This window comes from Mesorhizobium sp. M1396, from assembly GCF_040317725.1.
GTDB lineage: Bacteria > Pseudomonadota > Alphaproteobacteria > Rhizobiales > Rhizobiaceae > Mesorhizobium.
On record NZ_JAMYLA010000049.1, the window covers coordinates 1 to 20965 of the forward strand.

Genomic DNA, 20965 nt, shown 5'->3' on the forward strand with positions numbered 1-20965 from the left:
CAAGACGCTTTATGCGAACACGCTTGCCATGGTCGAACAGGCGGTCCCCCGCTTCGGCATCAAGGTCGTCGCGGTCGATCTGTCAAATCCCCAAAATCTCGATGCTGCGATCACCGAGCGGACGCGGCTGGTTTTCTTCGAGACGCCGGTGAATCCGCTGAGCCGCATCCTCGACATAGCGGCAATTGCCGAGCGCGCTCACGCGCGCGGTGTAAGGGTTGCAGTCGACAGCACCTTCGCCTCGCCCGCGCTCCAGCGACCGCTTGAGCACGGGGCGGACATCGTGCTCCATTCGCTGACCAAGTACATCAATGGTCATGGCGATGCCCTTGGCGGGGCGCTTCTCGGCGACGCCCAAACGCTCCGTACGCTGCATGAAACGGGCCTGCGCTACATCACCGGCGCAGCACTCTCGCCCATGTCAGCTTTCCTGATCCTGCGCGGTCTCAAGACGCTGACGCTGCGTATGGAACGGCACAGCGCCACGGCCCTTGCGGTGGCTAGGGCGCTGGAAGCGCACCCGGCGGTGGCATTTGTGAGTTATCCGTTCCTCGACTCGCACCCTGATCAGGTGACGGCGCGAAAACAGATGTCCAACGGATCGGGCATGTTGGCCTTTGGCCTCCACGCTGGATACGAAGGAGCGCGCCGGATGATGGACCGGCTCAACCTGATCATTCGCGCCGTCAGCCTCGGCGATGCCGACAGCCTCATCTATCATCCAGCAAGCCTCACCCGTGCTCGGCAGCCGATCCGCAAGGATGCCCATTTGGCCGATGGAGTCGGCGAGGATCTCATGCGTCTCTCGGTGGGGCTTGAAGACGCCGATGACCTGATCGCCGATCTGCGGCGGGCTTTGGACATCTTGTAATGACCTGGCGTGCGGCCACCTCTGCGCTCACACATAGATCTGGAGCCTTGCCATGGCATTCCTGAGCGGTCTTTCCGCGTTCCCCATCACCCCGACCAATCGTGACGGCCGCGTCGATAGCGTTGGTCTGCGCAAGCTGATTTCTCGGCTTGGCGCCGCTCAGGTCCATTCAATCGGTCTTCTCGGCAGCACCGGTACATACATCTATCTGTCGCGCGAGCAACGGCGGCGGGCGCTCGCCGAGACCTTGGACGAAACCTCGGGGCGAATGCCGGTCGTGGTGGGTGTAGGCGCGTTGCGCACCGATGAGGCCGTGAGGCTCGCGCAAGACGCCAAGGCCCTTGGAGCTGCCGCGGGACTGCTTGCCGCCGCCTCCTACACCCCGCTCACCGATGACGAGGTGTTCGAACATTTCTCCACTGTGGCGCGCGAAAGTGGCCTGCCGATCGTGGTCTACGACAATCCAGGAACGACGCATTTTCATTTCAGCCCGGCCCTTGTCAGCCGCCTGGCAAAGGTGGGTGGGATTGTCGCCATCAAAAATCCAACAGACAAGAGCGATGCGATCAAGAACCACCTGGCCGAACAGAGGCGCACGCTGCCGGAAGGGTTCTCGATTGGCTACAGCGGCGACTGGAACGCTGCCGAGGCCATGATCGCCGGCGCCGACACATGGTACAGCGTCCTCGCGGGCATCCTGCCCGAGGTCTGCATGACGATCGTCACGGCGGCGCAGCACGGCGATGCGACCGAAACGCGACGGATCGATACCGCGCTAGCCCCGCTCTGGAGCCTCTTCAAGGAGTTCTCAAGTCTTCGCGTCGTCTATGCACTTGCCGATCTGCTCGACATTTGCAGTGCCGAACCCCCGCGTCCCATCCTGCCTCTGCCCGCGCCAGCTAAGCGCCGGGTCGCCGCGGCACTGGAACGCTTGCCATCAGATGCCCGCAGGTAAACACCAACCCGCCCATGAAAGGAATTGTCATGTATGTACCCGCACATTTCGATGAACCGAGCCGAGAAGTCCTTTACCAACTGATCGAGAACAACGCGCTTGGCGTGCTGATAACCCATGGCCAGAGCGGGCTCGACGCCAATCACATCCCCTTCGAACTCGACGCGTCACAGGGAGAAAACGGCACCCTGCGCTGCCACGTCGCCCGCAACAATCCAGTTTGGCAGGATGTGGCGACCGGCGATGAGGTGCTCGTGGTTTTCCGTGCCGGCGACGCCTACATCTCACCGCAGTGGTATCCGAGCAAGCAGGAGTTCCACAAGCAGGTCCCGACCTGGAATTACATTGTCGCACATGCATATGGGCGCATTACAATCCATGACGACGAACGCTATGTCCGCCGCAATGTCGCCAAACTGACTCACAGGCACGAGGCGACCCAAGCTGTCCCGTGGAAAATGGGGGACGCACCCAGGGACTTTATCGACACGATGGTCAAGGCAATCGTGGGTCTCGAGATCGAGATCACCCGCCTTGTCGGCAAGGCCAAGCTCAGTCAGAACAAGGAACTGCGCGACATCCGTAACGCTGGTGAGATAGTCAACGCGCAAGGGGATCATCCGATTGGTCAGGCGATGCTGGCGGCCGCCGATCGGAAGTCACAAGGGAGCCGACAAACATGAGAATTTCCGCAGATTGCGGCGGTCGGGGCGGCTAAGTCGTTGTCAAGCTATCTCGGGAGAGCAGCTCCAATCGATACCGTGAAAACCAGCGAAAACTTGGGATTCCTGGGCGACTTTGCGCGGCAGAACCAACGGATTTCTGAGGCATGTCGTTCACTCAACACCTAGGGCCGGATCTCGTCGACTCACGCCCGAGTGGTTATTAGCTTGGCGCTTACCTATCCAGGTGCAGTGTAGAAAAACGTCAAGGTTATCTGACGGTCATTTCCTGCAACGCCAAAGCGGGCGCGGAAAATCTTCGCCTGAAGCAATAGACAGGCAGGGAACGACTCATTGATGAAGCTCCCGACGAACCGAAGCCTTGAATTTATGCCATCTGATACAAAGGACGCACCGTGTATATACCAACGCACTTTGACGAACCGAAAGTCGGCATCCTTCATAAACTGATTAATAGTCATCCTCTCGGCATTCTATTCACAGTTGGAAAAAGCGGTATGGACGCAAATCACATCCCCTTTCTCCTTGATCCCGAGCAAGGATCCTTGGGAACGCTTCATGCCCATGTCGCACGATCGAACCCCATCTGGCAGGACGTCGTTGACAACGATGAGGTGCTTGTCGTGTTCCGAGCCGCGGATGCCTACATCTCGCCAACCTGGTATCCAAGCAAGCACGAGACGCAACGGCAGGTTCCTACATGGAATTACATGGTCGCTCATGCCTTCGGGAAGGTAGTTATCCACGATGATGAGCGCTATGTACGCGGTATGGTAGCGCGCTTGACGCGCATTCACGAAGCATCCCAAGAAGTGCCGTGGAAAATGACCCTTCCCCCGCAGATCATCGCCCAGCGGTCTGGCTCTACTACCGGTTCCCCTTGAGCCTGCGTCTGGTCGAGGAAATGCTGCTGGAGCGCGGCATCGTGGTCTCCTACGAAACGATCCGCCGCTGGGGCAAGAAGTTCGGGCCCGATTATGCTCGCCGCTTGCGCCGCAAGCAGCCGAGCCGCGGTGACATCTGGCACCTGGATGAAGTCGCCATCACCATTGCTGGCCGAAAACACTGGCTATGGCGCGCCGTCGATCAGGACGGCTATATCCTCGACGAGATCGTCCAGAACCGCCGCAACGCCAAGGCGGCCAAGCGATTGCTGACGCGCCTATTGAAGAAACAGGGTGTCGCGCCGAAGCGCATGATCACTGACAAGCTGCGCTCGTATGGAGCGGCAGGTGATGCCGGACGTCGAGCACCGGTCACACAAAGGATTGAACAACCGCGCCGAGAATTCCCATGTGCCGCTGCGAAAACGAGAGCGGGTGATGCAAGGCTTCCGATCGCCAGGACGCCTGCAGTATTTCGTCTCGATCTTCTCGGCTCTGCGCAACCTCTTCGTTCCACCTCGCTCAAAACGCTCCGCTCTCACCACACATATTCACCGCCTGCAGGCCATGGCGGAGTGGGAAGCCGTGACCGTGATCAGCTGACAACAGCGCCGCAGGTCTCAGCGCGTGCATAGCCAGACAACGTGACATCCCCCTGCGGGCGTTCACGTTCCGCTCAGCGCGCCGCCACGATCCCCTTGCGGCGATTTCGCTGCTGAAACGGCTCTATGCCGAGAAGCGGCGGACCCTTCCGGATACCGTCAGCCTGTCAAAGGTTCAAGTAGATGGCTCAACTGTTGCATGGGACGGCTCTTACTTCTCATTCGCTCCAGGTGCGGACGCGGCGCACGAGCTCGGACGTTGAGATCCCGTAGCGATCATGAAGCGTCGGCAGCGCGCCAGCGTCGAGGAACTCATCGGGCAGGGCGATCTGGCGAAACACTGGGGTCACTCTCTCGCGCATCAGTAGCGCGGCAACGCCTTCGCCAAGGCCACCAATGATGGTGTGGTTCTCCGCCACCACCACCAGCCGTCCCCAACGGCGCGCGGCGGCAAGTATCGTCTCCTTGTCCAGAGGCTTGATCGTCGGAACGTGCAGAACGGCGCAGCCGATCCTGTCGGCTTCCAGCGCCTTCGCGGCCTCCAGCGCGCGCATGGTCATCAGGCCGCTGGAAATGAACAGTACGTCCGCACCCTCGCGCAGCATTCGCGCCTTGCCGATTTCAAATGTATAGTCGTATCCGTCGAGCACGACAGGAACCTTACCGCGCAAAAGCCGCATGTAGACCGGTCCGTTGTAGTCCGCGATTGCTTCCGTCGCCTGTTCGATGTCGAGCGCGTCGCAAGGGTCGATGATCGTCAGGTTCGGCATGCCGCGGAAGATCGCGATGTCCTCGGTCGCCTGGTGGCTGGGGCCATAACCGGTCGTCAGCCCCGGTAAGGCGCAGACGACCTTCACATTGAGTTTCTCCTCGGCTATCGCCATGCAGATGAAATCGTAGGCACGTCGCGATGCGAAGACAGCGTAGGTCGTGGCGAAGGGCGTAAAACCCTCCCGCGCCAGGCCGGCGGCGGCGCTCATCAGCACCTGCTCCGCCATGCCCATCTGATAGAAGCGGTCCGGATGCTCCTGTGCGAAGATATGGAGATCGGTGTATTTCGCGAGGTCTGCCGTCAGGCCAACTATTCCGGGCCGCTGGTGCGCCAGTCTGGCCAGTGTGTGCCCGAACGGCGCGTTGCGCGTCGGAACGCCATCGGGCGCGATCGACGCGATCATCGCCGATGTGGTCTTGCGCTCACCGGCATTGGCGGCGTGGCGCGGTGCGAACTTTGACAACCTCACTGCGGACGTCCCTTTTCCAAAGCTTCGAGCGCCAGCGTCCATTCGTGCGGTTCGACGCGGATGAAATGCGTGATGTCGCGGGTTTCCAGGAACGGCACGCCCTTCGCCATACGGGTATCGCAGACAATGACGCGCGGGCGAGGTTCCTTAAGTTCGCGTGCCTGATCGAAGGCCACCCGTACCGCTTCGAGGTCGTTGCCGTCGACGCGCTGTGCGTACCATCCGAACGCCTCGAACTTGTCGGTTACCGGCTCGGAGGAAAGCATGGCCGTCGATGGACCATCGGCCTGCTGATTGTTGAAATCGACGATCGCAATGAGATTGTCGAGCCTATGGTGCGCGGCCGACATCGTGGCTTCCCAGGTCGAGCCCTCGCCGAGCTCGCCGTCGGACAAAAGATTGTAGACGAAACTGTCGCTCCGCTTGCGTTTCAGTCCCAGGCACATGCCGACGGCAATGCCAAGGCCATGACCGAGCGAGCCCCCGGTGATCTCCATGCCGGGCGTGTATGCCGCCATGCCGGACATCGGCATGCGGCTATCGTCGCTGCCATAGGTCTCGAGTTCTTCCTCCGGAAGAACGCCCGCTTCGATCAGCGCCGCGTAAAGCGCAATCGCATAGTGTCCGATCGATAGCAGGAAGCGATCGCGTCCCTCCCACAACGTGTCCTCCGGCCGGTAACGAAGCGCATGGAAATAGGCGACGGCAAGCACATCGGCGACACCGAGCGCCTGTCCGACGTAACCTTGGCCCTGGACTTGACCCATCCGCACGGCATGTCGCCGGATCCGATAGGCTCGTTCGGCAAGGCTGACATTGCTGCCGGCGCGAGGCATCTCAATCTCTGTTGTCCGGTCAGCCATGGATCAGCATCCCGCCGTTGACGTCGATCACGGCGCCGGTGATGTAGCTGGCCAGATCGGACGCGAGGAAGAGATAGGCGCCGGCGACGTCGCGCGCGTCGCCCAGCCGGCTGAGGGGGATTCCCTTGATGATGTCGGAGCGCATGGCGTCGGTCAGCTTATCGCCGGTGATGTCAGTCTGGATCAGGCCGGGCGTGACACAGTTGATGCGGATGCCGTCGGGTCCGAATTCGCGTGCCATGGCCTTGGCAAGCCCGAGCACGCCTGCCTTGGCAGCCGAATAATGCGGGCCACCGAAGATGCCGCCGCCGCGTTGCGCGGAAACCGACGACATGCAGATGATCGAGCCGCCGCCATTTTCGCGCATATGCGGGATGAAGGCCTGGCTGAGATAGAGGACGCCGCGCAGATTGACATCAAGGATGCGGTCCCAATCAGCGGCGCCGATATCCAGTGTCTTTACCGGCTGCGTGATCCCGGCAATGTTGCAGAGCACGTCGACCTTGCCGAAGGCTTCAGTCACTTCCGCAGCAGCCTTCTTGCAGGCATCGAGGTCGGCGACATTGCAGGCGAGGCCAATGTGCTCGGCGCCGAGCGACACGGCTGCGTTGCGGGCTTGCTCCTCATCGAGGTCGAGTATTGCAACGCGTGCCCCGTGCTCCGCCATCAGCGTTGCCGTGGAGCGGCCAATTCCCCGAGGGCTGGCTGCACCCGAAATCACCACGGCTTTGCCCTTCAGCAACATGTCAAAGTCTCCTGCTATTTCAACTGTTTCGGCGGGTAATCTAGAGCCGGTAGTAGCTGGCGGCGTTGTCGTGGAACAACGCGAGCCGCTCCTGGTGCGTGTAGCCTCGCGTGATCTCCTTGAAGGCGTTCACGATGGCGTCGAAGCTCGAGAACAGCTTGTCGACCGGAAAGTTCGTCGCGAACATGCAGCGCCCGACGCCGAAGGCCGCGATAGCCTCTTCGACATTGGGACGGATCGACGCGACGGTCCATTTCCAGTCGCCCATGCCCAGGCCGGATATCTTGCACGCGACATTCGGCGCCTGCGCCAACTGGTGCATGCCTTTTCTCCAAGCATCGAAATGCTCAGAGCCATCGACCTGCATTCCGGTGTGATTGAGAATGATCTGGCTGTCAGGAAAATCGCGCGCGAGTTCAAGGAACTCCCCCATCTGCGGATAATAGAGCTGCAGGTCGAAACTCAGCCGGCGTTTCGCCAGTTCGCCAAACCCCCGCCGCCATTGTGGCGTCCGGCTCACTTCCGGCCGCGCCTGATAGGTCTTGGCCGGGTCGGGATGGTAATTCATCGACTGCCGGATACCCCTGAAGTTCGGATACTCCATGTGCCGATCGAGAAGGTCGCCCACATCGGGTTTGGAGAGGTCGGCATAGCCGACGATGCCGTGGGGGAAGCCCCGATTGTTCGCGATCTCTTGCAGCCAGCGGGTTTCGCCGACCGGATCGCTGGGATCGAACCCCACATCCAGATGCACCGATTTCACCAGGTTCTGGTTCCTGGCGTCTTCCAGGTAGTCGTCGAGAAGGTAGCTTTTGCGGATCGCCTCGTAGTCGCCGAAGGCCGACGGCTTAACCCCGTCGGTTAGCCACGGATAGTAATTGGCCTCTAGGTCCCACAGATGATGGTGCGGATCGATGAACGGCAGCTCGGCCACGGTCGGTATTCCTCGCTCGGGTCTGGACCCGCCCGCATGGCCGGCGGGTCCATAGGTGCGCTTAGTTGCTGGGCGGGAACACGCGGGCAATGACCTTCTTGGCCTCCGGACTGTCGACCTTGTCGGCGGTCACGAGAGGCATGACCAAGGCCAGGTCCTGGGTCACCGGAGCGCCCGTCAGCGCATTGTAGACCTGTTGGGTGCCGTCGATGCCTTGGCCCACCGCCTCCTGGAAGAAGATGCCCTGGATCGCTCCCTTTTTGAGCAGCGCGATCGTGGTTGGCGAGCCGTCGGCGACGGTAATGCCGATCTTGCCGGTCAGCCCCCGGGTCTCGACCACCTTGGCGGCGCCGGTCCCGGCTTCGTCATACATGCCATAGATGGCCTTGATGTCGGGATTGGCGGTCAACAGGTCGTTGGCCTGGGTGACGGCTTCGTTGATGGTTAGGCCGCGGGTCTCCAGCATCTGGACGAGGTCGCAGCCGTCGGCGGCAAACGCCTCCTTGGCGCCCTTGAGGTACTTCTGGGCATTTTCCCGGTCCTGCGGCAGGGACAGCATGCCAACCTTGTTGCCGCCACGCTCCTTGGCGAGCTCGCAGGTGAATTTCCCTTGCGCCTTGCCGGTCTCATAGTTGTTCGCGGTGACCGAGGACGTATAGTTCGTGAGGCCCGGCTGTGGCCCGATGCCGGCAAAGGCGATCGGCACCTTCTGCTTCGCCAGATAGTCGAGCAGCGGCGGTGTCGACGTCGAACTGACGGGCCCGATCACAATGGCCGAGACACCTTTGGTGACGGCTGTCCTGGCATTGTCCATCTGCTTGGCGGGCGAATTCTCCGACGAGTACTCGACATAGTCCATGCCGAGTTCCTTGGCCTTTTCCTTCACGCCGTAGCCGACCCATTGCCAGTATGAGATGTCCAGCGATGGGGCGATATAGGCTACGGTCTTCTTGTCTTCAGCGTATGACGCGCTGGTTAGTGCGGCCGCCGCCAATGCCGCAAGCAGGATTGTCTTCATTTTCATCTTGGTTCCTCCCGTTGATGATCTAGATGCGGTTCTTGTTGCTGAAGCGGTCAATCAGAACCGCGAGCAGGATTGCGGCGCCTGTGACGGAGCCTTGCCAGAAGCTGTTCACGCCAATGAGGTTCACGCCGTTCTGGATGCAGGTGATCATCAGCGCGCCCAGCACCGCGCCGATGGCACTGCCCGTTCCGCCAAAGAGGCTGGCCCCGCCGATGACAACGGCGGCAATCGCCTGCAGCATAAGGCTGGCTCCTGCCATGGCTTCGGCGTTGAGGATGTAGCTAACGGTCAACAGCCCGGCGAAAGAAGCAAGCAGGCTCGATACGACATAGGCCGCGAACTTGATGCGCAGAACCGGGATGCCGAGCAGCCGGGCAGCAATTGCCGACGAGCCGACGGCATAGAACCATCGTCCGACCACGACCTTGCGTAGGATGTATTCCAGCACGACCATCAATATGATGCAGAACAGAAGATGGTTGGGTATGCCGGGAATGATTTCGCCCGAATTCAGGAGCCAGAAATCCGGCGCGCCGATAGGCATCGAACGACCGTTCGTGACGATGAAGGCAAGGCTGCCCGCCACCGCGTAGGTGATGAGCGTGACGACGAAGGGCGCGAGCCCGACGACCGTGACCAGAAGCCCATTGATCGAACCGAATACAAGGCCGACCGCCAGGCCGGCAGCACTCGCGGTTAGTCCATCAGCTCCACTGGCCATCGCCAGCGCCGTCACCATTCCGGTTAGGGAGAAAACTGAGCCGACCGAAAGATCGATGCCGCCCGTGACCACGACCAGCAAAACACCGAGTGACATGATGATGAGAGGCGCGGCGGCCTGGATGATGTTTTGGACGTTGCCCATGCTGAGTGCGGCGGGCACGAATATGCCGACGGCCAGCAGCAGGACAACGATTGCCCCGGCAATCGCGGCTTCCGTGCGATAGGACAAAAGAACTGCTGGGACGCGGGACCTAGTGGTCCGGCCTTTGTCGGTTGTCCTGGCGCTGTTGGTTGCGTCGGTCATGCCGCCATCCCCGTCAGTTCGGCGAGCCCGCCTTCGGTGAAGTGTTCTGCTGGCAGAAATCCCTTTGGCCGCCCATCGGTGTCGAAGGCGAAAATGGCGTCGCAAAGCTCGAGCAGTTCGACGTTCTCGGTTGACCACCAGATGATGATCGCGCCGGCGTCGGCCATCTCTCGGATCAAGCCGTAAATGTCATGCTTGGTGCCGATGTCGACGCCACGCGTCGGCTCTTCCAGGACCACCATGCGCAGGGGCAGCCCAAGCCAGCGTGCGACGAGAAGCTTCTGCTGGTTGCCGCCGGACAGCGAGGCCGGCAGGTCCCAGATTGAGCTCGCTTTCAACTTCAGCGCCGAAACAAGATCGCGACACTCCTGCCTCTCGGCCGGGGCAACGATCCGCCGCCTCTCGCGAACCCTGCGCGCCGCGAGCACGTTATCGACGATTGGAAGCTGCGAAAGGATGCCCTTGGTTGCTCGGTCGCCCGAGACAAAGCCAATGCCGGCACGCGCCGCTGCCGCCGGGGACGAGAAGCGGCCCCCAAAGCCTTCGCCGGAAAGGCGCCAACCGGCTCCGGGTCCTGCGCCTACAAGGGGAGCAATGAGACCGGTCGGACCCGCCGGTGCGCCGGCTAGACCCAGGATGGTGCCGGTCGAAAGCGCGATCCTGACGTTGTCTGGACCAAGCAGCTCGATTGGTGCGCCATGTTGGAGGTCCCTTTGTGGGCTTCGGTGCGTTGCCGGACGCTGCGCGGGTTGTCCCATCTGCCGGACGATCTCGGCGTCGCCAAGCGAGGCAAGGGGCGTTGCATTGGCGATGGTGACGCCATCGCGCAAGATCGTGCAGACATCGCATAGCTCGCGGATTTCCCGCATACGGTGCGAAACAAAGACGATGCCCATGCCTTCCTCGCGCACCAACCGCTTCAATACCGAGAAGAGTTTGGCCGTCTCGCCGGCGGTGAGATTGGCCGTGGGCTCGTCGAGGAGCAGCACTTCGGCTCCGGTGGAAAGGGCACGAGCGATCTCGACGATCTGGCCTTCGTGGAGGGACAATTTGCGTGCTGGCAGATCAATGATCTCTTCGCCGATCGCCGGGTCGATCAGGCGCAGGGCATCAAGCGCAATTTCGCGCATGCGGCGACGGCTGATCTGCGACCAGCCCGACCGCGCATGCACAATGCCGATGTTTTCGGCGACCGACAGCTCGGGCAACAGCGCCAGCTCCTGATGCACCACAGCGATGATCGGACTGACGCGGCCGGCCTTGGACGAGGCAAAGCCAATGTCGCCGGCATCGCGTGAGGTCAGCCCCGTGATGATGCGGATGAGAGTGCTTTTGCCGGCGCCGTTGCCGCCTAGGAGCGCGTGGATTTCGCCAGCCCGAACCTGAAAACTCACCCCCCGAAGGACCTGCGTCGCGCCGTAGTTCTTCTCGACATTGGAAGCTTCGATCAGGAGCTTCCTGCTCAATGCCTGTCCAACTCCCGGCACATTGCCGGCACTACCCAAGCTTTGGGCTGAACCCGCTTCCATTCTGCATCTCCTCCCGAGACCACCAGATCATGCGACCGATTGACAGTCGGCTCAATTCTCGTTTCTTAACATTCTGTGTAGCTCAGCTTAACTAATGAGAGCGATGTCGGACCTCAAATTCAATTCGATGACCCATTTCGAAGCGGTCGCGCGCCTCGGCGGCGTAGCGAAGGCCGCGCAGGAATTGCAGATCACGCCTTCGGCGGTCAGTCAGCAACTGCGGCTGCTCGAACACCAACTCGGGGTGCGGCTTTTTCAGCGCGAAAAGCGCCATCTCTCCCTGACGATCGACGGCGAACGGCTGTACCAGACCACCACCCAGGCGTTCGAATCTATACGCGAGGTGCGAAACGCCATCGTGCGGCAGCATGAAAGCTCCCAGCTCAGCATTCGCGTCAGTCCTTCTTTTGGCGAGAAGTGGCTGGCGCCTCGATTGGCCGAATTCAGCAAGGACTATCCAAGCTGGAATTTGCGCGTCGACGCCACGCCGAATTTTTCGGACTTCGAAACGGAGGTTATCGATCTGGATCTGCGTTATGGCGACGGCGGCTGGGCCGATCTCTACTCGAACTGCGTCATCAATGACCTGATCCTGCCGATGTGTTCGCCGTCATACCTTGCCGAACTGCGTGCACTTTCGGCCGATCCGCGCGAACAGATTCGCCATGCGAGACTGATCGACAGCGTGAAGGCCTATTTCCGGTGGGATTATTGGCTGCCGCGCAACGGTATCCTGGGCGCCCGCATGACTTATCCCTATCGCTTCGACCGGTCGTCGATGTCTGTCCAGTTGGCGAAGGATGGGGCGGGCGTGGTTCTGGAAAGCACTTCCATCGCATTCGAGGACCTGGCGTCGGGCTCTCTGGTTCCGGTCTCGACCGAGTTCGAGGTCATCGAGTTTCCGGGATACTGGCTGGTCTGTCCTTCGCGGCATATGAACCGACGCGCGGTTCGCGTGTTTTCTGAATGGGTGTCACGGGTAGGCATACGCTATACTGATCTGGCACGCCGGTTCTTGACCGAGAAGGAGCATCGCATATCGTTCGAACGTCGGCCACACTTCGGCGCGTCGACATAGCACTTTGGAAAGGCACGCAGCACAAAGCAGGCTGCTAGGTGTTTGATCCCGAGGAGGCGCTGCTAGTCGACCCGAGAGCGATCGAATTTCAGCCACGACGAAAAACCATCCAGCAGGAGGCGCAGGCGCCCTGCCCTGCGCGCGGATATGGTCGTATTCACGCCAACCGGATAGTCGATATAGGTCTTGGCGCCGCCGCCATAGAACGTGGACTTGTCTGGTGTGTTCAGTTCGGCTCCTTCCCAGAGCCTGCGCACGAGATTCGGATTGGCAAGGAAGAGTTTGCCGAAGGCCACCAGGTCGGCCCGCCTTCCGCGAACACCGTCTGAGCAAGCTTGCCGTCATAGCCATTGTTGACCAGCCAGGCACCGTTGCTGACAGCGTCGCCATTTAGTCGAACGGCCGCTCGCCTTGCCGAAAATCCCGCGCTCCCCCTGTCGCCCTTTTATGACGTGGACATAGGCAAGGGCATAGCGGCCAGCCGCCTCACGACATTGAAGCAAGGTTGCTCACCAGACCGATCGAAAACTCATCTTCGGGCAGGAGAAGCCCGAGCGCCGGCTCTATGAGATTGCAACGCTAGCGGCTTTGCGAATTCGGCTCCGATCCGCAGATATTTGGGTCGATGGCAGCCGATCCTTCCGGCCGATCGACAAGCATCTGATGCCGCGGTCAACGTTCACCACCCTGAAAGAGCAGGATCGCCTCGGACTGGGCGTCAGAAAAATAATGTCACATTGACGACGCTGCAGATCATGGCAAAAGGCTTGCAAGTGTCTTTTGCAGGATTGCTCGCCGGCGGTAAGAAAGTTCCGGAATGGGCGCATCGGTTGGACGACAGGCGGAGGCGACATTCATAAAACTGGAATGCGTTGCCCAATCTGAAGTCCACGCCCGAGAAGCGTTGCACCAGGCCGTCGTAGAAATTCCTGGAGTATTCGACCGACACCAACTGATGCGGTTTGATGCCCCTCTCCAGGATTGCCTTGGTGATGACGCCGGTTCCCGCGCCAAGCTCCAGGATCGGCATTCCAGACCGCGGGTTGACGACGCTTGCCATCCGGCGCGCCGCATAAATCGAAGTGGGGATGAGGGCTCCTACGCCCTTCTTGTCCTTCTGCCAGCCTTTGAAGAATTGCACCTCTTGATCAAACCTTTTGCCGAGCAGCTCCTTCAGTCGCAAACCATGTTCTCTCCGAGCTCCGGCCATTTAGCGAAGCGCGTTGTGGCCAAGCTCAGCGAATTTTGCAAGCCCGTTACAACTTGCTTGCGTGTTAAGGCCCGTCACAGGCAGTCACGAACAGCGAGGGCGTCTTGCGCTCGCAGGGCCACGCGATTTTTGCACTTCGCCCGTCCCTCTTTCGTCTTGACTAGTATGAGCTTACAGCCTATCCCACAGCCGCGTTAGCACTCGCCACTTGCGAGTGCTAACGACGCTCCGGCAACGGGCAACCGTTCAACCTCCGCACCAGGGACATCCAAAAATGGCAAAGTCGAATTTCCGGCCGCTTCATGACCGCGTGGTCGTTCGCCGCGTCGAGTCCGAAGCGAAGACCGCCGGCGGGATCATCATCCCCGATACGGCAAAGGAAAAGCCGCAGGAAGGCGAGATCATCGCCATCGGCTCCGGCGCCCGCGACGAAGCTGGCAAGCTCGTCCCGCTGGACGTCAAGGCTGGCGACCGCATCCTGTTCGGCAAGTGGTCGGGCACCGAAGTCAAGCTCAATGGCGAAGACCTTCTGATCATGAAGGAATCCGACATCATGGGCATCATCGGCTGATTATCGGCCTCACCGTCAACTGAATTCTGGGCTTACCCCAAGTTGCCAGGAGCTAAAAAATGGCTGCCAAAGACGTAAAATTTTCCCGTGACGCCCGCGAGCGCATGCTGCGCGGTGTCAACATCCTCGCCGACGCGGTGAAGGTCACGCTCGGCCCCAAGGGCCGCAACGTCGTCATCGACAAGTCGTTCGGCGCCCCGCGCATCACCAAGGACGGCGTCACCGTTGCCAAGGAAATCGAGCTTGAAGACAAGTTCGAGAACATGGGCGCGCAGATGGTCCGCGAAGTTGCTTCGAAGACCAACGACATCGCCGGCGACGGCACCACGACCGCGACCGTTCTGGCGCAGTCGATCGTCCAGGAAGGCCACAAGGCGGTTGCCGCCGGCATGAACCCGATGGACCTGAAGCGCGGCATCGATCTGGCCGTGACCGAAGTCGTCGCGGCACTCGGCAAGGCTGCCAAGAAGATCAAGACCTCCGAGGAAGTTGCCCAGGTCGGCACGATCGCCGGCAATGGCGACGAGTCGGTCGGCAAGATGATCGCGGAAGCGATGCAGAAGGTCGGCAACGAAGGCGTCATCACGGTTGAAGAAGCCAAGACCGCCGAGACCGAACTCGAAGTCGTCGAAGGCATGCAGTTCGACCGCGGCTACCTCAGCCCCTACTTCGTCACCAACGCCGACAAGATGGTTGCCGAGCTCGAGGACGTCTACATCCTCCTGCACGAGAAGAAGCTCTCCAACCTCCAGGCCATGCTGCCGGTTCTCGAAGCCGTCGTGCAGACCTCCAAGCCGCTGCTCATCATCTCGGAAGACGTCGAAGGCGAGGCTCTGGCCACGCTGGTCGTCAACAAGCTGCGTGGCGGCCTGAAGATCGCCGCCGTCAAGGCGCCGGGCTTCGGTGATCGCCGCAAGGCCATGCTGGAAGACATCGCCATCCTCACCGGTGGCCAGGTCATCTCGGAAGACCTCGGCATCAAGCTCGAGAACGTCGGCCTCAACATGCTCGGCCGCGCCAAGAAGGTGTCGATCTCCAAGGAGAACACCACCATCGTCGACGGCGCCGGCACTAAGGCCGAGATCCAGGGCCGCGTTGCCCAGATCAAGCAGCAGATCGAAGAGACCACGTCGGATTACGACAAGGAGAAGCTGCAGGAACGTCTCGCGAAGCTCGCGGGCGGTGTTGCGGTGATCCGCGTCGGCGGTGCGACGGAAGTCGAAGTCAAGGAAAAGAAGGACCGCGTCGATGACGCCCTCAACGCAACCCGCGCGGCCGTGGAAGAAGGCATCGTTGCAGGCGGCGGCGTTGCCCTGCTGCGCGCTTCGGCCAACATCAAGGTCACCGGCGTCAATGCCGACCAGGCTGCTGGCATCAACATCGTGCGCCGCGCGCTGCAGGCTCCGGCCCGCCAGATCGCGTCGAACGCCGGTGCGGAAGCATCGATCGTTGCCGGCAAGATCCTTGAGAACAAGGGCGCGACCTTCGGCTACAACGCCCAGACCGGCGAATATGGCGATATGATCGCCATGGGTATCGTCGATCCGGTCAAGGTTGTCCGTACCGCTCTCCAGGACGCGGCCTCGGTCGCCGGCCTGCTGGTCACCACCGAAGCCATGATCGCGGAGGCTCCGAAGAAGGAGTCGGCTGGCGGCGGCATGCCTGGCGGCATGGGCGGCGGCGGCATGGGTGGCATGGGTGGCATGGGCTTTTAAAGGTCCACGCATCTCGACAATTTCGAAAGGGCGGCAAGCAATGCCGCCCTTTCTTTGTGCCCTTGCGCCGGTTGTCGGCGACCCGCAAGCCGGGGGATACGCCCGCCAAGGGTATGCTTATGTTTGAACGGATTCTGCCTTTTTTCCTGGGGCTGGCCTTACTGTTGGGCAGCGGCTGCGCGCACAGCGATGATGGTACAGTGATTATTCCGAGATCGCTTGATGCCAGGCGATTCTTTGACAAAGAGCCGCCACGCCTGCAGCAGCGGCGGATCGAAGCCAGCGTGTTCCCGGTTGCGCCACAGGAGCCGGAGAGACTCGAACCGAGCCGTACGGCAAGTCTCAAGACATCAAACAGAGGGGCATCGCCGGCCGCAAGTCCGCCGCTCTCCTCTTCCGAGCCACACAAGCCGCTTGTCTGCAAGAACATCAGCAAGCCCGGCAAGCGGTACCGTGTGGTTTGCGAATAGGACACTTGGTTTGGCCAGCATTCTACCCTTGGAGCGTCGCGGTGCCTTTCCGGATCAGGTCGTCCAGAGCGACGCCTCCCTTCTTTCCCCATGATTCAGTCGTTCTAGCATTCCCAGCTTCACGAAACGGAACGAGTTTGCCGGCGGCTTCCCGCGAAGCGCTTGGCGACCGATCAGAACACTCTTTGAAAGAAAAGGCCGCGCTCTGCCGCGATCGCAACCGCATGGGCCAAGCTTTTGGCACCAAGCTTGGCCCGTGCCAGATCAAGATGAAATCGGACCGTGCGAGGGGATAGCGACAGTATCTCTGCGGTCCGTTTGACCTTCTCTCCCCTCGCGTACCATTTCAGGCATTCGATCTCTCTATCGGAGCAGACAGTCGGATGGCGTGGCCTTCCTTGGATTCGACCGATAGCATTGTGAAATTCACCGGCGAGATGCTGGAAGTCGCGAACCTCGGATTTGAGAAACGTCTGCCACGCCGCTGCGTTCTCGTTGCTCGTCACGGTCAGAATGCCGCGGTCGCCGTCGACACCCCTAACCGGGAACGTGACGCCATGCTTCCCGACACCATGTTCCCTCGCTTCACCGAAGAACGTGCGCACGGGCTTGTCCGATAGGTCGATCTCCTTCCAATCAACCAATTTCACAGCACGCAGCCCATAGCGAAGCACGGGATCGATGTCGAAAAAATCCTTCTCGATGTAGCGTTTCACCCAGTCAGGCGAATAGGTGGTCACATAGAACGGCTTACTCGGTTCCTCGTAAACCGGCCTGACGGTAAGAAAGGCCGCCGTCTCAAGACCGTAACTTTCGACAACTGTGTTCAGAAGGTCCGCCGCGTCCGCAGGAGAGGCAACTGCGTGAATACCCTCCGTCACGTCGTGAAAATTTGAGTCAAATCTCGCCATATCCAGCTTACCTCCTTGCTATCGACGCGCCTCTCCAGCCATTCGCGCGGCTATCGAACTAGGTTGCTCCTCGCTGGATTCCAGCGTCTCACGACCTGTCAAAAGTGACAGGCAAAACCGCCAGTATACATAGGTTGCAACCCGCATTATTCCAGATTGGATGACCACAACCCGGCGTGGAGGAAACGCCTTGGATACGATTTTACTTTCGTCGAACGATGTGGGTCGGCAGACTAACCCTACGCGTACCTCGCGCCGTGCATCACATCGGAGTTCCGGAACGGACGACCACGAAATTTGCCGTCTCTGCTCGGAGCTAAAACAATTAGACGCTGATCGGGAAGCTCTTTTTGCTTTCTTCCCCCCGCCTGCGCCGGGCAACGCTGCGCAGAGCAGGCAGTTTTTCACAAAGCTGAACTCGATTACGGCTCGCTATTTAGCGCTCGAACAGCGGCTTCGAAAGGCTCGCAGCGATATCAGGCAAGGCCGGCCACGAAGCCGCTGAGTTCGTCCAGCGGATGCCGCTGCGACCGCCACGGCATAGCGCGCATTCAGAGTATCGATTGCCGGATGGCCCCGCGTCAAGTCGACACCGAGGCCCTGCCCGGCCCATCGGGCGCGGATCCGGATACGAGCACCCTCCTCCCCTCGCGGGATATGAGTCAGAGACACTTGCACAGCGATTTGCAAGATAGTTTACTGACTCAATGAATCTGAAGCGGAGTGATCCATGGGGAACCAGCAATCAACTTTTGCTTCGTGCACCTATCGCGGCGTCGACGGCTGCGACCTGGGCCAGACCGCGACGCTGGGAAAGCAGGCGTTGCCTTGTGGCGTTGTCGCCATGGCATGGCTCGTAACCGCCACCTTGAAACAATGGCTTGTCTGCTGCCGATCCGGAAAGACGAGGGCGTTGTGCAACCAGCGAAATGGCCGACGTCGCCGGCGAAAGGCTGAAAGCAGGCGTAGCCGTCACCCTCCCCGATGATCTCGATCGCCGCATCCCCCCTCTACGCCCAGATCGAGCGTCAGGCTCGCAAAACCCATCGCGGCATTTGGGCCAGCACCTTCCAGATGCCTTGGCTTCACCGGAAATTCTCACCTGCAAACCCATGACCCCCGAGCACGATATGCGTTCTTTTCGTCACATCCTCCACCTCGTAGCATCCGCGGCCTTGCTCGCCGGTTGCGCCGAGCGAGTGCCGGATGCTTCACATTCGGCCGGCCCCGTTTCGGCTACGGACTCCTGTTGGAAGCCTGATCGGGTCAGTCGCAGCCGGCAAGAATATGCGCCAGACTGGGGGCGCTTCCCGCCGGTCATTACCCGGCGAGCCGGCTACCCAACCGAAGCTCAGGCGAATAACGCCTTGCGCCGCTCGCATTGGAACTCCGTGCCTGTGCGCACGCTCATCACCAAGGAAGGCATCAAGACGATCTCCGTCCCCGCGGAAGCCCCGGACACGATCGCTGCAGGCGTTCGCGTCTTTGCCTGCCGGCCAGGAGCGCTCAACGGCTATACTGGCCGCGTGCAATTTTACGACGGCCCCGTCGTCGCCTGCGCTTCCGACCTCCTGTCTGCCGATGGTCGCGTGCTCGCCCGAGTACCCCTCAATTTCTACTACTGGCAGAAGGCTTGGCGCGTCCAAGACCCGAGGCCGTCCTACAAGTCTGTCCCGTGGGCCTATCAGGAACCCTCGCCGCCCAAGAGCAAGGGCTGGTTCGGCGACCGCTACTAAGCGGCGGCCGTCACACTGCCGCGTGTCGGCTGGCCAGATGCGCACAGAAGCCGACGGCCAAACCAACGGCGCCGGCGTCGGCAAGATTTGTCCGCGGGCGTATGAGAGGTACGCTGCGAGCGGCTTTTACGACGCTCCGGATGTGTCGTCACGCAGCGTGCCAATTCACTACTGCGTCTCTTCGTGCAGATCCCAGTACGAAGATTGCGACGACCGTCTTCGGCGACTTCGAGCGTATTGCGTGTGGTCGCGCCAGCAGTCATGGCGACCTTCACGCATGGAGGCCGCATCGCTCACCTCCGGCCGAAAAATCATGCGTCCCTATGCGAGACCGATCAGTCGTTCGGCCAAAGCGTTTTGCAAGGCTTTAGTTCAATCTCTTTCCTGGCGAAATCATTGTCAGTGGCATTGCTGACGGTCGTCCACGAAGATCAAACTGCGGATATCGTGCATTCAGCATTCCGGGGGATCGAGCGGCAGGCCGCACAGCCCCCCAACATGGTAGCTACTTCGCGGTCGAAGTCATCTACCGGTCAGGTTCTGCTCTTCTGCTGGGAGCTCGCTTCGCACGAACACGTCCAGCACTTGCGCGATATCGACCCCTGACGGCGATCCGTTGCGCACCATACCCCTCGATACCGCCGAGCGCATGGCTCCAACGACGCAGCATGCCGCGACGAGCGCTGCCACGGCATCGCCGTCGGTCTCGGTCAACAGCTGCTCCGCCAGCGCCCTCGCTCCTCGCGGAATTTGATCGACATCTTCACCACCAAGCGACCACTGACGATTTTCTCCCGTCACGGCGACACCTCCCGGACTGTTCGATTTGACCATTGGCGGCCGAGCTGGCGGAGCGGATCTCCGATTGCCACCGTCAGCACATGAGACAGCCCGATCGCGCCGGCGATCGAGAGCGTTGCCGTCGCCGGAGCGTCCAGGAATTGGCCAAGCGACCAGTTGAACAGCGCCAGCACCGGCAGATGGATCAGATAGAGGGCATAGGAGATGCCTCCCAAACGGCGCAGCATCCGCCCCGGCCAGTTCACAGAATCATCCCGCAAGGTCGCCCTTGTCACGATCCACCCGCACATCAGCGCCAGCACGGCAGTCGCCCCGCCATGCATCGCCGGCGGCAAGATCGCCAACATGAAGGCCGCGATCGACATCCAGAACGCCGCTTCCATGTTGCCGATCACCCGCAGGTGTTCCGCCAGACGGGGCCATGCGCTTGTGCCCATGGTTGCTCCGATCGCCAGCCCGACCGCGATTGCATCGATGCGGAACGTCCAAAGCGTTCCGCCCCAAGGCCGCAGCGTGAAGGTCCCGACCACGAGAACGAGTCCGGCCAACGCGACGAGCGCCCGCTGCGGTAGCAAGAACACCAGGAGCGGAGCCACTAGATAAAATTGCATCTCGGCGGCAATCGACCAGAATGGCCCAAACGCAAAGGCGTTCCCGCATCCTGTGGCGCCCCCGAAACAGGGCGCCCAGTGCGCATTCGAGATGAAGGCGAATGCCGCCTTCGCGTCTGCAGGCTCAACGCCGCTTCCCGGGATGATCAACCCGATCGAGAGGATGGCGCCGACGCACCAGGCCAGCGGCACGATCCGCATAGCACGCCTGACATAGAAGGCGGAGGCCGCCTCGAGCGCACCGCGCTCGAGGCGCAGGCTTCGCAATGAGCGTTCCACCACCAGGCCGGAAATCACAAAGAACAGATCGACCCCGACGCTCCACGCCGGCGCAAACAGCAGAACGGCGACCGTCCCGCCTTCTCCGAAGACCGGCCCGACATGCGACAGCACCACCAGCCCGATCGCCAGGCCTCGCAATTCATCCAGCCCCGATAGGCGGGCTTTTTGTTCCATCCAAATATCACGCTCGACAATCATCACAACATTGATTTAATCATAGGG

Annotated in this window: 19 protein-coding genes and 3 pseudogenes; 10 read left to right on the forward strand and 12 right to left on the reverse strand. The window is 60.8% G+C overall.

Going from position 1 to position 20965, the window contains the following annotated elements:
- The 4 genes and pseudogenes from NKH02_RS26240 to NKH02_RS34580 all read left to right on the forward strand — a co-directional run.
- Positions 1 to 871 (forward strand): trans-sulfuration enzyme family protein (locus NKH02_RS26240; protein ID WP_352882621.1); only part of this gene is annotated, 871 nt, incomplete at its 5' end.
- A 52-nt stretch (positions 872 to 923) separates the two neighbouring features.
- Positions 924 to 1826 (forward strand): dihydrodipicolinate synthase family protein, encoded by a 903-nt coding sequence (locus tag NKH02_RS26245; protein WP_352882622.1) that lies wholly within the window; start codon positions 924 to 926, stop codon positions 1824 to 1826.
- Between the two features lie 29 nt (positions 1827 to 1855).
- Positions 1856 to 2509, forward strand: a complete 654-nt coding sequence (locus tag NKH02_RS26250; protein ID WP_352882623.1) for an FMN-binding negative transcriptional regulator — start codon at positions 1856 to 1858, stop codon at positions 2507 to 2509.
- 395 nt (positions 2510 to 2904) lie between these two features.
- Positions 2905 to 3996 (forward strand): annotated as a pseudogene (locus tag NKH02_RS34580) (IS6 family transposase).
- Between the two features lie 217 nt (positions 3997 to 4213).
- Here NKH02_RS34580 and NKH02_RS26265 read toward each other — a convergent pair.
- The 7 genes from NKH02_RS26265 to NKH02_RS26295 all read right to left on the reverse strand — a co-directional run bounded on the left by NKH02_RS26265 (position 4214) and on the right by NKH02_RS26295 (position 11295).
- Positions 4214 to 5236 (reverse strand): transketolase family protein, encoded by a 1023-nt coding sequence (locus tag NKH02_RS26265; protein WP_502913862.1) that lies wholly within the window; start codon positions 5234 to 5236, stop codon positions 4214 to 4216.
- Complete coding sequence (locus NKH02_RS26270; RefSeq protein ID WP_352882672.1) at positions 5233 to 6072, reverse strand: transketolase; 840 nt, start codon at positions 6070 to 6072, stop codon at positions 5233 to 5235. Before NKH02_RS26270 ends, NKH02_RS26265 begins: the two co-directional genes overlap by 4 nt.
- A gap of 19 nt (positions 6073 to 6091) precedes the next feature.
- Positions 6092 to 6844 carry an SDR family NAD(P)-dependent oxidoreductase gene (locus tag NKH02_RS26275; protein ID WP_352882624.1) on the reverse strand — a complete coding sequence of 251 codons (753 nt, stop codon included), beginning with the start codon at positions 6842 to 6844 and terminating at the stop codon, positions 6092 to 6094.
- Positions 6845 to 6884: 40 nt separating this feature from the next.
- Positions 6885 to 7778 carry an amidohydrolase family protein gene (locus NKH02_RS26280; protein ID WP_352882625.1) on the reverse strand — a complete coding sequence of 298 codons (894 nt, stop codon included), beginning with the start codon at positions 7776 to 7778 and terminating at the stop codon, positions 6885 to 6887.
- A gap of 61 nt (positions 7779 to 7839) precedes the next feature.
- The gene (locus NKH02_RS26285; RefSeq protein WP_502913863.1) at positions 7840 to 8796 is read right to left on the reverse strand and encodes a substrate-binding domain-containing protein; all 957 of its coding nucleotides are present in this window, start codon (positions 8794 to 8796) and stop codon (positions 7840 to 7842) included.
- Positions 8797 to 8824: 28 nt separating this feature from the next.
- Positions 8825 to 9829: an ABC transporter permease gene (locus NKH02_RS26290; RefSeq protein WP_352882628.1), complete on the reverse strand. Its 1005-nt coding sequence runs from the start codon at positions 9827 to 9829 to the stop codon at positions 8825 to 8827.
- A complete protein-coding gene (locus NKH02_RS26295) occupies positions 9826 to 11295 on the reverse strand; it encodes an ATP-binding cassette domain-containing protein (RefSeq protein WP_352882629.1) in 1470 nt (489 codons plus the stop codon). The genes NKH02_RS26290 and NKH02_RS26295 overlap by 4 nt, the downstream gene beginning before the upstream one ends.
- Positions 11296 to 11461: 166 nt before the next feature.
- Here NKH02_RS26295 and NKH02_RS26300 point away from each other — a divergent pair, with 166 nt between their 5' ends.
- Positions 11462 to 12436 (forward strand): LysR substrate-binding domain-containing protein, encoded by a 975-nt coding sequence (locus tag NKH02_RS26300; RefSeq protein WP_352882630.1) that lies wholly within the window; start codon positions 11462 to 11464, stop codon positions 12434 to 12436.
- A gap of 62 nt (positions 12437 to 12498) precedes the next feature.
- On the opposite strand, the gene NKH02_RS34585 is transcribed toward NKH02_RS26300, so the two are convergent.
- Positions 12499 to 12732: a hypothetical protein gene (locus NKH02_RS34585; RefSeq protein WP_502909984.1), complete on the reverse strand. Its 234-nt coding sequence runs from the start codon at positions 12730 to 12732 to the stop codon at positions 12499 to 12501.
- A 217-nt stretch (positions 12733 to 12949) separates the two neighbouring features.
- Between NKH02_RS34585 and NKH02_RS26310 the strand changes: the two are divergent.
- Positions 12950 to 13159, forward strand: a pseudogene (locus tag NKH02_RS26310) (hypothetical protein); the annotation flags it as partial.
- Positions 13160 to 13301: 142 nt separating this feature from the next.
- On the opposite strand, the pseudogene NKH02_RS26315 reads toward NKH02_RS26310, so the two are convergent.
- Positions 13302 to 13646, reverse strand: a pseudogene (locus NKH02_RS26315) (class I SAM-dependent methyltransferase); the annotation flags it as partial.
- Between the two features lie 274 nt (positions 13647 to 13920).
- On the opposite strand from NKH02_RS26315, the gene groES reads away from it, so the two are divergent.
- From groES to NKH02_RS26330, 3 genes are all read left to right on the forward strand, one after another.
- Positions 13921 to 14217 (forward strand): co-chaperone GroES, encoded by a 297-nt coding sequence (gene groES / locus NKH02_RS26320; protein ID WP_006199659.1) that lies wholly within the window; start codon positions 13921 to 13923, stop codon positions 14215 to 14217.
- 59 nt (positions 14218 to 14276) lie between these two features.
- On the forward strand, positions 14277 to 15932 hold the full coding sequence (groL, locus tag NKH02_RS26325) for a chaperonin GroEL (RefSeq protein ID WP_352882631.1): 1656 nt from the start codon (positions 14277 to 14279) through the stop codon (positions 15930 to 15932).
- 119 nt (positions 15933 to 16051) lie between these two features.
- Positions 16052 to 16402 (forward strand): hypothetical protein, encoded by a 351-nt coding sequence (locus tag NKH02_RS26330; RefSeq protein ID WP_352882633.1) that lies wholly within the window; start codon positions 16052 to 16054, stop codon positions 16400 to 16402.
- A gap of 173 nt (positions 16403 to 16575) precedes the next feature.
- On the opposite strand, the gene NKH02_RS26335 is transcribed toward NKH02_RS26330, so the two are convergent.
- Complete coding sequence (locus NKH02_RS26335) at positions 16576 to 17313, reverse strand: helix-turn-helix transcriptional regulator (protein WP_352882634.1); 738 nt, start codon at positions 17311 to 17313, stop codon at positions 16576 to 16578.
- Positions 17314 to 18710: 1397 nt separating this feature from the next.
- On the opposite strand from NKH02_RS26335, the gene NKH02_RS26340 reads away from it, so the two are divergent.
- On the forward strand, positions 18711 to 19049 hold the full coding sequence (locus NKH02_RS26340) for a hypothetical protein (protein ID WP_245263590.1): 339 nt from the start codon (positions 18711 to 18713) through the stop codon (positions 19047 to 19049).
- 522 nt (positions 19050 to 19571) lie between these two features.
- Here the strand turns inward: NKH02_RS26340 and NKH02_RS26345 are convergent.
- Positions 19572 to 19850: a hypothetical protein gene (locus NKH02_RS26345; RefSeq protein ID WP_352688647.1), complete on the reverse strand. Its 279-nt coding sequence runs from the start codon at positions 19848 to 19850 to the stop codon at positions 19572 to 19574.
- The gene (locus tag NKH02_RS26350; protein ID WP_352882636.1) at positions 19847 to 20941 is read right to left on the reverse strand and encodes an acyltransferase family protein; all 1095 of its coding nucleotides are present in this window, start codon (positions 20939 to 20941) and stop codon (positions 19847 to 19849) included. Before NKH02_RS26350 ends, NKH02_RS26345 begins: the two co-directional genes overlap by 4 nt.
- Positions 20942 to 20965 lie beyond the last annotated feature (24 nt).

What these genes read in the sequence shown, in the direction of transcription:
- groES (WP_006199659.1), top strand. Translation starts at nt 13,921, where the DNA reads ATGGCAAAGTCGAATTTCCGGCCGCTTCATGACCGCGTGGTCGTTCGC.
- NKH02_RS26275 (WP_352882624.1), bottom strand. Translation starts at nt 6,844, where the DNA reads ATGTTGCTGAAGGGCAAAGCCGTGGTGATTTCGGGTGCAGCCAGCCCT.
- NKH02_RS26300 (WP_352882630.1), top strand. Translation starts at nt 11,462, where the DNA reads ATGTCGGACCTCAAATTCAATTCGATGACCCATTTCGAAGCGGTCGCG.
- NKH02_RS26285 (WP_502913863.1), bottom strand. Translation starts at nt 8,796, where the DNA reads ATGAAGACAATCCTGCTTGCGGCATTGGCGGCGGCCGCACTAACCAGC.
- NKH02_RS26250 (WP_352882623.1), top strand. Translation starts at nt 1,856, where the DNA reads ATGTATGTACCCGCACATTTCGATGAACCGAGCCGAGAAGTCCTTTAC.
- groL (WP_352882631.1), top strand. Translation starts at nt 14,277, where the DNA reads ATGGCTGCCAAAGACGTAAAATTTTCCCGTGACGCCCGCGAGCGCATG.
- NKH02_RS26330 (WP_352882633.1), top strand. Translation starts at nt 16,052, where the DNA reads ATGTTTGAACGGATTCTGCCTTTTTTCCTGGGGCTGGCCTTACTGTTG.
- NKH02_RS26290 (WP_352882628.1), bottom strand. Translation starts at nt 9,829, where the DNA reads ATGACCGACGCAACCAACAGCGCCAGGACAACCGACAAAGGCCGGACC.
- NKH02_RS26335 (WP_352882634.1), bottom strand. Translation starts at nt 17,313, where the DNA reads ATGGCGAGATTTGACTCAAATTTTCACGACGTGACGGAGGGTATTCAC.
- NKH02_RS26270 (WP_352882672.1), bottom strand. Translation starts at nt 6,072, where the DNA reads ATGCCTCGCGCCGGCAGCAATGTCAGCCTTGCCGAACGAGCCTATCGG.
- NKH02_RS26350 (WP_352882636.1), bottom strand. Translation starts at nt 20,941, where the DNA reads ATGATTGTCGAGCGTGATATTTGGATGGAACAAAAAGCCCGCCTATCG.
- NKH02_RS26245 (WP_352882622.1), top strand. Translation starts at nt 924, where the DNA reads ATGGCATTCCTGAGCGGTCTTTCCGCGTTCCCCATCACCCCGACCAAT.